14 protein-coding genes are annotated in these 14,210 nt (G+C 42.8%); 6 read left to right on the top strand and 8 right to left on the bottom strand.

What is annotated here, in order from left to right; all coding sequences use genetic code 11:
* The first annotated feature begins 6 nt into the window (after positions 1-6).
* The 3 genes from H6571_10985 (at position 7) to H6571_10975 (ending at position 3,818) form a co-directional block, all read left to right on the top strand.
* Positions 7-1,527 (top strand): hypothetical protein, encoded by a 1,521-nt coding sequence (locus H6571_10985; GenBank protein ID MCB9324249.1) that lies wholly within the window; start codon positions 7-9, stop codon positions 1,525-1,527.
* A gap of 158 nt (positions 1,528-1,685) precedes the next feature.
* On the top strand, positions 1,686-2,072 hold the full coding sequence (locus H6571_10980; protein ID MCB9324248.1) for a hypothetical protein: 387 nt from the start codon (positions 1,686-1,688) through the stop codon (positions 2,070-2,072).
* A gap of 81 nt (positions 2,073-2,153) precedes the next feature.
* Positions 2,154-3,818: a hypothetical protein gene (locus H6571_10975; GenBank protein MCB9324247.1), complete on the top strand. Its 1,665-nt coding sequence runs from the start codon at positions 2,154-2,156 to the stop codon at positions 3,816-3,818.
* Between the two features lie 19 nt (positions 3,819-3,837).
* On the opposite strand, the gene H6571_10970 is transcribed toward H6571_10975, so the two are convergent.
* Positions 3,838-4,533 (bottom strand): hypothetical protein, encoded by a 696-nt coding sequence (locus tag H6571_10970; GenBank protein MCB9324246.1) that lies wholly within the window; start codon positions 4,531-4,533, stop codon positions 3,838-3,840.
* Positions 4,534-4,536: 3 nt separating this feature from the next.
* Complete coding sequence (locus H6571_10965) at positions 4,537-5,343, bottom strand: sigma-70 family RNA polymerase sigma factor (protein MCB9324245.1); 807 nt, start codon at positions 5,341-5,343, stop codon at positions 4,537-4,539.
* A 226-nt stretch (positions 5,344-5,569) separates the two neighbouring features.
* Here H6571_10965 and H6571_10960 point away from each other — a divergent pair, with 226 nt between their 5' ends.
* Together H6571_10960 and H6571_10955 are read left to right on the top strand one after the other, a co-directional pair.
* The gene (locus tag H6571_10960) at positions 5,570-6,139 is read left to right on the top strand and encodes a hypothetical protein (protein ID MCB9324244.1); all 570 of its coding nucleotides are present in this window, start codon (positions 5,570-5,572) and stop codon (positions 6,137-6,139) included.
* A 218-nt stretch (positions 6,140-6,357) separates the two neighbouring features.
* Positions 6,358-7,767 (top strand): T9SS type A sorting domain-containing protein, encoded by a 1,410-nt coding sequence (locus H6571_10955; protein MCB9324243.1) that lies wholly within the window; start codon positions 6,358-6,360, stop codon positions 7,765-7,767.
* A 110-nt stretch (positions 7,768-7,877) separates the two neighbouring features.
* On the opposite strand, the gene H6571_10950 is transcribed toward H6571_10955, so the two are convergent.
* The 4 genes from H6571_10950 to lpxK form a co-directional block, all read right to left on the bottom strand.
* Complete coding sequence (locus H6571_10950) at positions 7,878-8,522, bottom strand: sigma-70 family RNA polymerase sigma factor (GenBank protein MCB9324242.1); 645 nt, start codon at positions 8,520-8,522, stop codon at positions 7,878-7,880.
* Entirely contained in the window at positions 8,513-9,631 is a 1,119-nt protein-coding gene (locus H6571_10945; GenBank protein ID MCB9324241.1) for a glycosyltransferase, read from the bottom strand. The genes H6571_10950 and H6571_10945 overlap by 10 nt, the downstream gene beginning before the upstream one ends.
* Before the next feature lie 38 nt (positions 9,632-9,669).
* Complete coding sequence (locus H6571_10940; GenBank protein ID MCB9324240.1) at positions 9,670-10,956, bottom strand: 1-acyl-sn-glycerol-3-phosphate acyltransferase; 1,287 nt, start codon at positions 10,954-10,956, stop codon at positions 9,670-9,672.
* A gap of 140 nt (positions 10,957-11,096) precedes the next feature.
* Entirely contained in the window at positions 11,097-12,164 is a 1,068-nt protein-coding gene (lpxK, locus tag H6571_10935; GenBank protein MCB9324239.1) for a tetraacyldisaccharide 4'-kinase, read from the bottom strand.
* A 241-nt stretch (positions 12,165-12,405) separates the two neighbouring features.
* On the opposite strand from lpxK, the gene H6571_10930 reads away from it, so the two are divergent.
* Positions 12,406-12,825, top strand: coding sequence for a RidA family protein (locus H6571_10930; GenBank protein ID MCB9324238.1), 420 nt, complete (start codon positions 12,406-12,408; stop codon positions 12,823-12,825).
* Positions 12,826-13,164: 339 nt separating this feature from the next.
* Here H6571_10930 and apaG read toward each other — a convergent pair whose 3' ends face one another.
* Positions 13,165-13,551 carry a Co2+/Mg2+ efflux protein ApaG gene (gene apaG, locus H6571_10925; protein ID MCB9324237.1) on the bottom strand — a complete coding sequence of 129 codons (387 nt, stop codon included), beginning with the start codon at positions 13,549-13,551 and terminating at the stop codon, positions 13,165-13,167.
* A gap of 73 nt (positions 13,552-13,624) precedes the next feature.
* Positions 13,625-14,191, bottom strand: coding sequence for a guanylate kinase (gene gmk, locus H6571_10920; GenBank protein MCB9324236.1), 567 nt, complete (start codon positions 14,189-14,191; stop codon positions 13,625-13,627).
* Positions 14,192-14,210 lie beyond the last annotated feature (19 nt).

Here is a 14,210-nt window from a genome sequence, read left to right as displayed (position 1 = left end):
TCCGCTATGGAAGAAAATTTACATAATGACAATTTGGATTCATTTTTCAGGAAGGAATTTGAAAATCTTCCCGATGCTCCGGCACCGGACGGATGGGATATCCCTTCGGATGATTTATGGGGCAGGATCGAGGCCGCCACTCCTGTGGGCAGAGGGATTTTTTCCTTTTCCCGGACAAAATTGTTATTGGGCATCCTGTTACTTGGTATGCTGGGTTCGACCCTTTTCTTATGGTTTCAGAACAGAGCACTCAATGAAGACATTCGCTTGCAGGCACAGGAAATTGAATTACTCAATCAGGCTTCACAAAAAGACAACATTACCCCCGAAACCATAGGGGCAATCTCTGATAAAACAGAAGAATCTCCTGAAGACCATACGGATATTCCTCAGGAATCTTCTTTTACAAAACAAATCTCTCCTTCTTCGGCAGCTCCTCTAAAAAAAGAGGATTTGTCAGCCTTTCCGGTTACAGAAAAAACCAATAAACGGATCAATAAAATGGCAAAAACGCCGGACCAAACGATCTTTTCGGCATCGGCACAGAACGGTAAAAACGACATGGCGGGGATTGATCTTCCGGAATCAGGAAAAAACGATGAGAATATTCAAAAAACGGAAAAATTTAGAAGCAGTGGATTGAATGATCAAGTGATGGTTTCCCGGTTGGCGTTGCCGATCCCTTTTATTTATGTACCTGAGCGACCGATTAAGCTGTTCCCTGGCGGGATACAGGAAACTGCACTTCCTGTCATCCCGGTAAAAAAATTGTCTTTTTACGCGGGGGGCTACATTGCACCGAATTTGACTTCCGGGATTACCAAATCCTCGGGAGGACCGTTATGGTTCAGATCATTTGAAAAAGAACAATGGTCCAATGAGGCAGGCATCAAATTTGGAATTCTGATAGGGGATCATTGGAAAATCAGTACAGGTCTCGGGCTTTTTAAAGCGGGGCTGATTTCCCGGCAGATTTTCCGGATTGAGTATGATCATTCCATTGAAACTCAGGTAGGGGATGAGTACCAAAGCACCTACGCGCTGAGTGTTCCATCTTCTTATGGGAGTGCTGATTTGGAAGTAGATTTTCGCCGATCTTCCAGCGATCAACTCAGCCAGGGGCAAAATATCCTTTTGGATGTCATCACCCGGCAAAAATTGAAGTTTGTAAATATTCCTCTTTTGGTTGGTTATGAATGGGGCACCAAAAGACTGAAGTATGGTGTTCAAACCGGGTTGGCCCTGAACATTTTGAATACCACTGTGCTGGAAGCCGAAATCAGTTCCAAAAATATGAGATTCCGCCGGTACAATCAACCGCGAGTCACCCGGCAATTTACTGAGACCCGAAAGACGGGATTTGATTTGGTTTTAAGTGCAAATCTGGCCTATGACCTGAGTCCTTCTGTTCGGTTTTCTGTTGAGCCCGTTTTCAGAAAAAGTGTAACCCCTGTCGTATCCACTGAAGATTTTTCCAATAAGTTGTATGGGGTCGGGCTGCAGTTGGGAGCCTATTATCGTTTTTAATTTTTTTTGGTTTCGGATTGAGCTCCACAGGAGGGCCGTTAAAAGACTGTTGCTACTCCAATACTTTTGCATAACATTCTGGACGACGTTTAAACTTTAGCGAAAAAATTATTGACAAGAGACTTAATGGCCGGATTTATGTATTTTTGGGCCTATAAATGTCATACTTCGCTGATATGCGTCTTCAAACCTATTTATTGGTTGGTGTCCTTGCTTTTTTCCTGTTTTCCTGTTCACAGGAGAACGAAAGTTCGGTGCGTGAGCAGGTGATCCTGGAAAAGCTTAATGAAAGGGTGGAACAATATAAGTCAGAAAAACGAAATGCCTGCAGGGAGAAAGTTCTTAAAGCAGCCGGAGTAATTGCGGACTCCATCCTTTTGGTTGAGGCAAGACTGAATAGAGACACTTCAAACAGACCTCTCATTCCGGATAAACCCGAGTTGCCAAAAATAATTCCTATCAAAGATTCAGTACCCGTAAAACCTTTTTTTCGTGATTCATCCCTGGAATTGATGCAAAGGGATACTTCTAAAAAGGGTAACTGAGAGAGTATTTACGTGTTTTTACAATATTTTTTTTACTATTTCGTATTTTTGTCAGCCGGTCTCCCGGAAAAATAAATATTAATGAAAATGAAATTCATTTACAGCCTTCTTTTTCTTTTGTTGTCATGTTTTGTTTATGGACAAAATACATCCATTGAAGAACTGGAGAAATCATTAAGTGAAGCAACGTCAACAGAGGAAAAGATGGTGTTGAATTTCCAGCTTGCTGAAGCTTATCTACGCGTTGATTCTGACAAAAGTATAGATTATGGAAAGGCTGCCCACAACCAGGCCATTTCAAAAGGCAACGACGGGATGGCCGCCCGGTCTGCGTATGTGATCGGAAAGGGATATGAGCGGGACAGGGATTCAAGGAATGCCGAGGTGTGGTTCAAAAGTACCCAAAATTTTGCCAAGGCGGCAGGGTATTCGGATTTGCTCATCCAGGCCACTACCAAAAGAAGTGCGGTGGCCGTAAAGGAACGTAATTACCGAAGGGCTTACGAAATAAACCAGGAAGCCTTTACCTATTTTAGTCAGAAAGGAACGACGATGAGTGATCTGGACAGCAAGTTTGAACGTCAAAAAGCTCAATTGGAAAAGGAAAAGCGGGAACTTGAAAAGGAAAAGGATCAGCTAACTTTTGCCATCAATAATTTAAAGCTTCAGAGCGACCAGCTTTCCACCGATAAAACCGTACTGGAAGAAAGGCAGGCTCAGTTGCTGCAATCGAATGAAAAAAAGCAACAGGAAATCTCTGCAAAACAGGAGGAAATATTGACGATTGCGGAAGAAAAAAAACAAATAGAGGAAGTAGCCAAAAAGAAAGAGAAGGAGATAAAGAGTTTGTCGCGGGAAGCCCTTGAACAAAGAACAGCACTGACTGAAGCCACATTGGAGGCCGAACAAAGCAAGCTGATCGCCCAGAAAAGTGAACTTGAGGCTACCCAAAGCAGGAACTTAAGGAACCAGACACTTGTGGCCGCCGTTTTTTTGTTTTTGTTGTTGATCTTATTTTATGCCCGTTATCGCTCTAAAAGAAAAGCGGCCAATATGCTTTCTGATAAAAATAAACTGATCGAAGAGGAACGTGAACGTTCCGATGAATTATTGCTCAATATTTTGCCGGCCTCTATTGCCAGCGAGCTCAAAGAATTCGGAAAAGCCAAGGCCCGGAAATTCAATGAGGTGACCGTTCTTTTTACGGACTTCAAAAATTTCACCCAGATCTCCGAACAGCTTACTCCTGAAGAATTGGTGGAAGAACTCGATTCCTGTTTTAAAGCCTTTGATTTTATTATTTCTCAATACGATGATATCGAAAAGATCAAAACCATTGGAGATGCCTATATGTGCGCCAGCGGGTTGAGCGATCGAAAATCCATTCCATATAATATTGTGCGGGCTTCCCTGGAAATCCAGGAATTCCTGGAAGAACATAAGCAGGAACGAATACGTTTGGGACGGCCTTATTTTGAAGCCCGAATTGGTATACATACCGGTCCGGTGGTTGCCGGGGTTGTGGGAGTGAATAAATTTGCCTACGACATTTGGGGGGATACCGTGAATATTGCGGCCAGGATGGAATCCAAGAGTTTACCAGGAAAAGTCAATATTTCAGAATCAACCTTCAACCTGGTTCGGTATAAGTTCGATTGCGAATACCGGGGCAAAGTGGATGCCAAGAATAAAGGACAAATCGATATGTATTTTGTCAATAAATCCTTGTCGGCCGTAGCGGTATAAATCAGCCTGATATACCTGATTATTCCAGGGCTTCGAGTAATTGCGTTGCTTTTTCAGTATTCCAGTGGCCTTCTTTGACCATTTTTAAAAATGTCCTGGCTTTATCGGGTTCTTCGTTTTTGAGGTAGGCCAGAGCCAGAAACCACTGAGCTTCCTGTTTAAAGTTGAGGGTATCTTTGTTTTCTAGAAAAAGCGTGAGCATTTCAATGGCTTTTGGATAATTTTTTCCATACAGGTAGCTTAAGCCGAGGAAAAAAATGTGCTGAGATTCAGCCTGGCCCGAGGATAACAGCTCCTCATAACGATCAATTGATGTCGTAAAATCTTTTCGGTTATAGGCGGAGGCAGCGTCTAACTTCAATTGTGCTATATTCAGTTCTCCCTTTGATATGTCCTGGTTTTGAAAAAAGTCTTCCTGCAAAAAATTATCGGCCATTTGTTGATACCCTCCCGTTGGAAATTGTAAAAAGGCTGGTTTGAAAATGAACAAAAGCAAAATGGCGGCCGCTACCGCACCTATCCAGAGATAGAGGGTGCGGGTTTTCTTTTTGACCTGTCCACGTACAGGTGGAGCGACTCCGTGTTTTTCTGCCAGCATTTTGGCCCAGCGATTTTTTCGGTCCCTGTCGAATTTTGCGCGCAGAAACTGTTCCGTGTAAGCTTCCAATGCTTCTCCTTCGAGATTTTCATCCGTAAATTTTTTTGAACTTTCCATAATTTAATGATTCATTTGTTTAAAATACTCCCTCAGCTTTTCAATGCAACGTTGTTTTTGTTTGCGCATGGCCGATGGGCTTTTTTCATGTTTTTTGGCTATTTCCTTGAGTTGATCGTCTCTGTAATAAAAGTTTTCAAGCAGTTGCCGGCAATCCTTTCCCAAAAGATTCCATGCCTTGTCTAGAGTATTGAGGTTTGCTTCATCGAAGGAATCTTCTTCTTCCGGGATATCTATGTTTTCAAGGGGTTCTTTAGGTTTTTCTTTACGAATCCATTTAAAGTAGAACTGCCCGGCCATCTGGGTAAAAAGGAATTGTAAATTTCCATAGGAAATAGTTCCTTCCTTTAGCCCTCTGCAAAAGGATAACATGGCATTCATAGAAGAATCATATGCGTTTTCGTAGGTTGCATTGTATTTGGCTTGTATATAAGACAGACAAAACTCGAAATGAGAGAGAAAAATGACTTCAAACAAACTTTCATCTCCGTTTTGCATCTTCTCTATCATTTCATTAAAAGCGTCTTCCGATAGTCCGAAATTTTTTTCCATTAACCGCCTGTATTTGTTGGTTTCTCGAGTTACAATATTACTTATTGCTTCTTGAAAAACCTGAACAGGCTGCCTTTTATTCTCGGAAAATTTCCATTCCAGTTTTTTGAGCACACTTTTGCCTACCAATAAGGCATCTTCCCTCTGGAAGTGATATTCCTTCACCAGGTTGTCCAGCAAAACCGGTAAAAATGAATTTCCGAATTGCTTCACCGTCATGATATAAGGTCCCATATTTTCCATATTGTATGTACTCATGAATATGATCCTTTCCTATATAAAAGCCGCGAACTTGCCAAACGTGACAAAAAAAGCTCAACTTTTTTTCGCCTGCCCTCCTCCCTTCAGCGCCCAGCCCGCCGCCGCCAGGTCTCGGAGGTCTGAAAAAAGTTAGCATAAAAAAGTCACACGGAGGCATCTCGCGGCTTTTATATAGGTAACCGGTTTTAAAACCATATTTTAAAAAAATAAAAAATAAAAAACCATGAAAATCAAAAATGTACTCTCTTTGGTTATATGCATTTTAACGGTACACGCTGCATTAGCTCAGGGTGAAAAATTAAGATACCCGTATTTGGAAGGCTTTGTCAGTGTGGGGGTGATCCCGACTTTTGTCAAGGATCAGATACACACGGAATTTCCCCCGGTAATGCTGGGAATGAACTATCGCCTCAATGAACGTTACAGTGTCGGGCTTATCGCGGGACATACACGGGTGAGAAGTGCTGCCGATTTGATGAATGATGGGGATTTTGAACAATTCCAGAACAAATTCTACCTGGTAGGGGGCAGGTTCGCCGTGCATTCCACTTATTTTGAAAAGTGGGATCTTTACGGGGGAATGAATTTTGCCTATACGATTTCCCATGTTGATATCCTACGCGGTAATATCACATTACTTAAAAAACATCTGAATTTTAAACCTGTTAAAGGAAGTTTCATGACTTCGGCTTTCCTGGGAGCAAGGTTCCTGATAAAACCCAAAACGAGTTTATTCGGAGAAGTGGGGTATGGCATCTCACTATTGAGTTTTGGGATAACACGACGATTGTAAAAGAATTACAAACATGGTTCGGGAGAAGACTTTTTCAGTAATTGAAGCGACCCAATGAAAACTTTTTTAACGGCAATTCCATTTTGCTATTGGTTATTTGAAATTTCTTCTCCTTTTTTTACATTCGATGAGAAACTGTACCTGATTTTTGCATCATAAATTGAGAACAGGCATACCTTTGCCTTTTCAAAAATCCTAAACGGAATTAAATTAATTAAATGGTACAATTTTCAATCCTCAAAAATGGCTGGCTGGTTATGATGCTTTTCATCAGCCAGGTATTAATCGCTCAATTGACGATCAATGTCACCTCCATACCGGGCAACACCCCCGTAAATGATGACATTTATATCGCCGGGAATTTTAATAACTGGAACCCTGGTGATTCCGGTTATGTATTGACTGATGATGGTAACGGAGCTTATCATGTTACCTTCTCTCCTTCGGTGGGTAACCTGGAGTTTAAATTTACAAGAGGCAGCTGGCCCACCGTAGAAGGCAATGCGCAGGGCCAGTTTATCCCTAACAGAACCCTCTATTACGGAGGTGGGCAACAATCTGTTGATCTCAGTATTGCCGGTTGGGAAGGTAACGGAGGCAGTAACGGAACGCTGACCTGGAACGCTTATATCCTTTCAGAAGACTTTCAGATTCCCCAACTCAACCGTAACCGAAGGATATGGCTTTACCTGCCCCCGGATTACGAAACCACCAGCAAAACCTACCCCGTTTTGTATATGCAGGACGGACAAAATCTGTTTGATGCAAATACGAGCTTTTCGGGAGAATGGGAGGTGGATGAATCCCTCAATACATTGTTTGAAAACGGCGACCAGGGGGTCATCGTGATCGGTATTGATAATGGGGGCGGACACCGTATTGATGAATATTCCCCATGGGTGAATAACCAATATGGCGGCGGGGAAGGAGACGAATATGTCGATTTTATCGTGGAGACCCTCAAGCCTTATGTTGATGGAAATTTTCGGACAAAATCCGACCGGAACAATACAGGGATCATGGGAAGTTCCCTGGGGGGACTCATCTCTTTTTATGCGGCAGTTGAACACCAGGATGTTTTCAGTAAAGCGGGTATTTTTTCTCCTTCCTTCTGGTTTTCAGATCAAGTGTACACTCATGTACAGACTACGGGCAAGCAGTACGACATGAAATTTTATCTACTTGGCGGAGAACAGGAAAGTGCTTCCCTTGTACAGGAGCTGGAAGCCATGGAAACCACCCTTCACAATGCCGGGTTTGGATCGGAAGAGGTGTTGGTGGTCACTCATCCTGACGGTCAGCATAGTGAATGGTACTGGCGCCGGGAGTTTCCGGATGCCTATGCCTGGTTATTTAGCGAAAATGTCAATGACGTGCCTTTTTTGTCGGACCAGGATCGAATTTCCGTGAGTCCCAATCCTTTTTCGGATACGCTGAGCATAACATCGCAGGAGAATATGGAAGGAGCGGTACTAAAACTCTACAACCTGTCGGGCAAGCAGGTATTTTCAAGAGTCATCCCTCTCAATGGGAAAATTCATTTGCCGGAGATGAAAAACGGGTTATACATTTTGGAAATTACCCAAGGCGATCAATCCGTTTTGGTGCGGAAAGTAATGAAGGGCTGATCGTATATTTTATTTAACCTGCCTGAAAAAAATAAGGCCCGCCAAAAGCGGGCCTTTCTAAATAATTGCTATTATTATTTCCATTGAGGGAAATTATTATGAAGATATTTTTAAACGGCAGCCTTGACGTAAGTGGCATCAAAATGAGCACTTGCCCCCGGTTGCTGGATCAATTCAAACAATATTTCCTTTGCTCTGAAGAGTTGGGCTTTTACCGTTCCGAGAGGAATGCTCAGTTCCTGAGCGATTTCTTCGTAACTCAGCTCCTCAAAAAAACGCAACTCGATCATGAGGCGATATTTTTTATTGAGTTGATTGACCAGTTTTCGAATCAGAAAAAGCCTTTGTTCCCGGATGATCTCATCCTCAGGGTTGAGGCAATAAGCTTCCATGTTTGTGGAAAAAGTCAGGTCGGTGTCCTCAAACAACGTTTCGTCAATTGATATAATGTTGAAGCGTTTTTTCCTGACATGATCGATACAATTGTTAATAGCAATTCTGTACAGCCAGGTGCTGAAAGCATAACGCGGCACATAAGAAGGCAATTTAATAAAAGCTTTTCCAAAGGCCTCAATGGTAAGGTCGTGTGAATCTTCAGAATCGCCACTCATTTTCAGCATAAGATGGTAAATCGAATTGCGGTAACGATCCATGAGAATACTGTAGGCCATTTGGTCGCCATTGGTCGCTTTTTTTACCAATTCGTAATCCTCAAGGGCTTTTTTTGATAAGTTAGTTTTTGCAACTACTTCCATTGTTTTTTCGTGTTTCCTGTTAATAAAACAGGCGAGAAAATCAGGTAGTAAAAAATGAATAAGACGTCGAATAAGGGGAAAAATTTCCAAAGACCCAGATCATTGTAGATCTTCAACATTCGCCGGCTTAGCCAGAGTACTACTGTCATTCTCACCAAATAACTACCTAAGGCTATCATCTGATAGCTGTTGTTGAAAAGCAGGATGAACAAACCGGCATAAAATGCAAAATGGCTCGCTGAAAGCGCACCAAGAAGCAATTTGTGTTGCAGTTTGTACCTACTTCCTGTAGTGAGATGTCGAATTTTTTGATAGTAGTAGCCTGGCCAACTGCTTTTTGCTTTGGAAAAAACGAAAGCGGTGGGCTCTAAAATGAGTGCAGTATTACTTTTATGAGCTACGGCATTGATGAACAAATCATCATCGCCGGAAGCCAGGTGGGCATGTTTTTGGAAACCGCCTGTTTTTTCAAACAGTGATTTACGATAGATCAAATTACGCCCAACACCCATATAAGGAATGCCTGCTAATGAAAAAGAATGGTATGTGATAGCGGTGGAAATACTCTCAAAGCGAATGAAAAGATTTAAAAAGCTTTTTTCAAAAAAAAATGGACCGTGTCCTAAACCGATTTCAATGGGATCATTGATTGCCTCCTGCATTTTTTCGATCCAGTATTCACTGGAGGGCCTGCAATCGGCATCGGTAAGTAGAACAATGTCAAAACGGGACTGTTTTATTCCCGCACTTAAAGCTTCTTTTTTCCCAGGTAGTGTAGCCTGTTGTAGATTAACGACTGTAAAGTTGTCAAATTTAAATTGAAATTCCAAAAGAATTTCCAAAGAATTATCGGAAGAATTATCATTGACTACAATTACCTCAAAGCAATCGTAGTGTTGGCGAAGGATAGAAGGCAAATTTTTTTTCAGGTTTTCGGCTTCGTTTCTCGCACAGATGATCACAGAGACCGGCTTTTTATGCACTCCCAGCTTTGATGGCGTGTTTGCCTTTCCAGCTTTGTAGAAGGCCAGGCGGGAAAAGATCCCCAGCCAAAAAAATAACTGAACAGCCAGAGAGACCAGGAAAAGAATTAAAATTATTTTTTGCAAGGTTATTTTTTTGAAGCCCTTTTATTTTCTTTATGTGATTACCGTTGGATCATTTCCTTTAGGGTTTCACGAGATTTCAGCAGGGGTAATTTTTCCATCTTCCTCAATTTTGTAAAATGGAAGACCGCCCAGGTCAATTTTAAAAAGGAAGCAAACTTCCATGCAAATAATCCCGCCAGGGGAAGGGTGATCAGGTAAACAGCAGCAACCGAAACATCAAACCATGACTTTACCCAATGGTATTGCAATATATAAAAAAGAGGAACGGTGAAAAGCCCGACCAGGGATTTCAGGGTGGAATCATACCCGATATAAAGCCGGGCCATTTTCGTAACCAGAGCCGGGATTCCCACCGCAAAAATATGATTGAGGCTACCGTACAAAAAGAAAGGTAAACCAAGTATGGCCAAAATGACCCTCATTCCAAATTGCCCGACCAGGTTTTTGTTTTTCTGAAGCCAGACGGCTTTATCGTTGGTTCCTTTTGCATCCAGTAGCTCAAAATATTCTTTGGTCTTTTCTTTAATCTCCTGGCAGGCCTCTTTTTCCAGGGCTCTTAACCAGGTGATGCGGTTTTGGGTATTGGCAAAGACCTGCTCCAGGTTATTTGACTCGGAGAGGTCGATGGTTTCCAGTTTTCTTAATAATTCATCCTCTTCGTCATCGATGGTGTTGGTGATCAGGGACTGCATTCTGTTTTGCAGCAATTGGGTCAGGCTGGTGGTTGCTTTTAACGGGTCTTTTTCGAAATCTTCCCGGTAATCACCAACCGGGATTGCTGCACCGACGTTAAACACCAGCCGGGTACCGAATTTATGGGGATCGGAGTAGGTAAGCCCTATGGGGAGAATGGTGACCCCGATGTTCCAGCCATTGTCGGCCTCTGCACCTAGGGCTATCCGGGCCGTTCCTGATTTTATCGGGCGTAGCCGGCGTTCCATAAAACTGGAGCCTTCAGGGGCGATATACATTGAGCCGCCCCCGGCGAGATGATCGAAACTTCGCTGAAAGGATTCGTTGTTGTTTACTTTCTTTTTTTCCGCATCCTCTTTTCGCATGATGGGAATGCAATAAAGCCTGTTGAGTAACCAATTCGCTACAGGATGTGCAAAAAGACTGGCATTGGCCAGGAAAAACAACCTCTTTTTTACCCGGGCCGCCACCCCTACTGCATCGAGCAGGGTATTCGGATGGTTGCTGACGACAATGGTTGGGTGGTCAAATTTGAGTCCATCTTTATTGATCACCGTAGTATAAGGATAAAAAATACGCAGGATCAACAAAACGACAATCTTGAGAAAATCGTACAATAGATTCAGCAACATGGATTGAGTTTGAATAATTTGATGGTGAAGGTAATTAAAAGCAGGATAGCTACAAAAAGGGTTGTTGGATTTGTTCGGGCCGAAGAATGCTACAATGCTCTAATGCTTCAAAGAGGGAAGGAATTCTTTGGGTTTACTTTTTAGAGGGTGAAATTTTTGATGTATTCCCGAACTTGTTCATCAAAACGGTCTCCGTCCTCGTCATGGAATTTTACCTGCGTGGGAAGCACCAGGACAGGTAATTTGCTGTCAATGATGAATTTTTTGTGCAATTCCAGGCGCATGGCATCTTTTTCGGTGGTGAGGATGATCTTTTTTTCGGATTCCATGTCTTCGAATCGGGCTTTAAGGTTGGCCATATCAAACTTGTCGAACAGGTGATGATCCTCATATTCGAGTACTTTGACCGAGTTCACTTTGCTATTCAGGTAATCCAGCAGGTAGTCCGTCCGGGCAATGGCACTGATCAGGAGAACGTCCCAGTCCGGTTGTAAATCGGCCCTGTACTTTGTATTGAAAATATAATAGGATGGATCGTAATCGTAATAGGAAAAATACAATTCCTGGTGAGGAAAGGGTTTGATCATCTCCCTGAATTCCTCTTTCTGCCTGGAGGATATTTCCGGGGGACATTTGCTGACAATGATAATATCTGCACGTTCATAAGCAGATGGCCATTCTCTCAGTCGACCGGAAGGAAGCAGGAAGTCTTTGGTAAAAGGCCGGCTGAATTCAGTCAGCAAAATATTGAGTCCTGGCTTGACGGAGCGATGTTGAAAAGCATCGTCCAGCAGCACCAGTTCAATATCAGGTCGGGTCATCAGCAATTTGGGAATGGCAAAGGCGCGGTTTTCTGAAACGACCGTCATCACATCGGGAAACTTTCGTTTAAACTGTATAGGTTCATCACCTCCCTGCTCTGCCGTCATCGAAGGGTGCAATTCAATGTATCCTGTTGTTTTGCGTTTGTAACCCCGGCTTAGGGTAGCAATGTTCAGGTATTCATGCAAAAGACGGATGAGATATTCTATGTGTGGTGTTTTTCCGGCTCCGCCGACAGAAAGATTCCCCACAGAAATCACCGGCAGGTTGAATTCAATGGATTTTAATAACCCCTGGCGATAGAAAAAATCCCTGAGGCTAACGCCCAAACCGTAAAGTAGGGAAAAGGGGGCCAGTAAGATTTTTGCGAGTATATTTTGAATCATGTGCTGGAAACTGGTTGCTGGTTACTGGAAACTGGTTACTTTACTGGTTACTGGTTGCTCGTTTCTGGTTTGGTTGCTCGTTTCTGGTTGGGAATCAAGCTTTATTCATTAGTGAAACAGCAAAGTTAGGCCGTATGTTCTGATTAGCAAGGGGTATCAATTATCATACCGGGCGGATTTTTGCCTTTTTACCTGGAAATAGCGGTAAATTTGTCATCAAATTAAGCTTAATAAACCAATTATGTCAGAAAATAAAAAAATTGATGCTGCAAATGCACCGAAGCCGGTAGGCCTTTATCCTCATGCACGTAAAGTGGGGAATTTATTGTTTTTATCAGGCATAGGCCCACGCCGTCCGGAAAACGATGAAATTCCGGGGCTGGCACGAAGCGCTGCCGGAAATTTCACTGAATTTGATTTTGAAGCACAATGCCACTCGGTATTTCAGAATGTAAGAGTCGTCCTGGAGGCCAGCGGGGCCAAATGGGAGGATCTTGTGGATGTAACTGTTTTTCTCACCGATATGCAGCGCGACTTTCACACTTACAACCGGATCTATGCGGAATACTTCAAAGACAATCAACCGTGCCGTACTACTGTGGGGATTGATTCTTTGCCCACACCCATTGCCATTGAGCTGAAGTGTATTGCGGTGGTTTGAGGATGGATGGTTTCAATGGTTCAAGTGGTTTCAATGGAGCGTAGCGACATCGTACCGCAGATCGGCATTGTTCAAGTTGTTACTTTAAGTTATGGGGTGATTTTAAAAGTATAAAAATTCTTTTAATACCGGAATTGAATCGTTAGACTTGAATTTTTGACTTTCCTCTTTGAGTATTTCTTGCCGGAGCGGATAGCGTAGGTCGGCGCAAGGATGAGTCCCGACACTATCGTGTACGGGATCTGCGACAGAACAAGGGATAGTAACGCAGTGGATAGCCCGGTGCCGAGCGTAGCGAAGGTATGGTCTCTAGATCAAATAACGAACAAACAGCAATCCTTAGTTTAATTTAAACGGTGCGATGAGGCGAAATTCCGGGATGAGGACGGAGAATGTTTCGTTGGTTTCAAGGCTGACCATGAGGAAACTGCCGTCCATTTTTCCGATTGGAGTGGTCAGCGGGCACCAGGATTCGTATTCATGGCTGCCTTCAGGAGGAAGGATCGGTTGTTCCCCGATGACGCCTTCTCCTTCTACCTCGCGGATGAAACCGGCTGAATCAAAGATGTGCCATTTGCGACGCAGCAACTGTACGGAATCTTCTCTGAAATTAAAAATTCGGACACGGTAACTGAATACATAACGCTTTTTGGAAGGACGAGAGTAGTCCTTTTGATAAAAAGCTTCAACACTTATTTCAATACCATCTGTGATCAGCGTATTCATTGAAAAGTTATTTCCGTTTTGGTATCTGATTAAAATTTCTTAAACGTAATAAAATTAACACATGTCGGAGAGCTTAGTTTTCCTTAATGAAATCCTTTACAATTTTCTCCGCCTTTTTTAGCGTCGAATCGAGATCGTCATTGACCAGGATGGTATCGAATTTTTTTTCGTACCCCAGTTCAAGAGAGGCTTTTTCAATTCGTCTTTTCAAGCTTTCCGGAGTTTCTGTTTTTCGCCCTTCAAGGCGTTTAAGGAGTACATCCGGGCTCGGCGGTTTTACAAATATCGTCAGGGATTCGTCAGGAAAAGCCTTTTTAATACTCATCGCACCCTGCACATCAATATCAAAGATAATATTTTTGTCATTTGCCCACAATCGTTCCACCTCACTTTTTAGCGTGCCGTAGAACTGATTTTTGTAGACTTCTTCCCATTCCACGAAATCCCCTTGGGCAATTTTTTGTTTAAAGGATTCCGGAGTTAAAAAATAATAGGATGCTCCATCTATTTCATTGGGTCTCCGTTCGCGGGTAGTTGCCGACACGGAAAAGGCCAGGGAGTCTATTTTCCTGAGCAGATGGCTGACGATAGTCGTTTTGCCTGCTCCCGAAGGTGCCGTAAAAATTACTAATTTCCTCATGAATACATTCCACCAGCCT

The organism is Lewinellaceae bacterium (assembly GCA_020636105.1).
Taxonomy (GTDB): Bacteria; Bacteroidota; Bacteroidia; order Chitinophagales; family Saprospiraceae; genus BCD1.
Note: the sequence above shows the minus strand (reverse complement) of the source record. Positions and strands in the feature narration are given on the sequence as shown.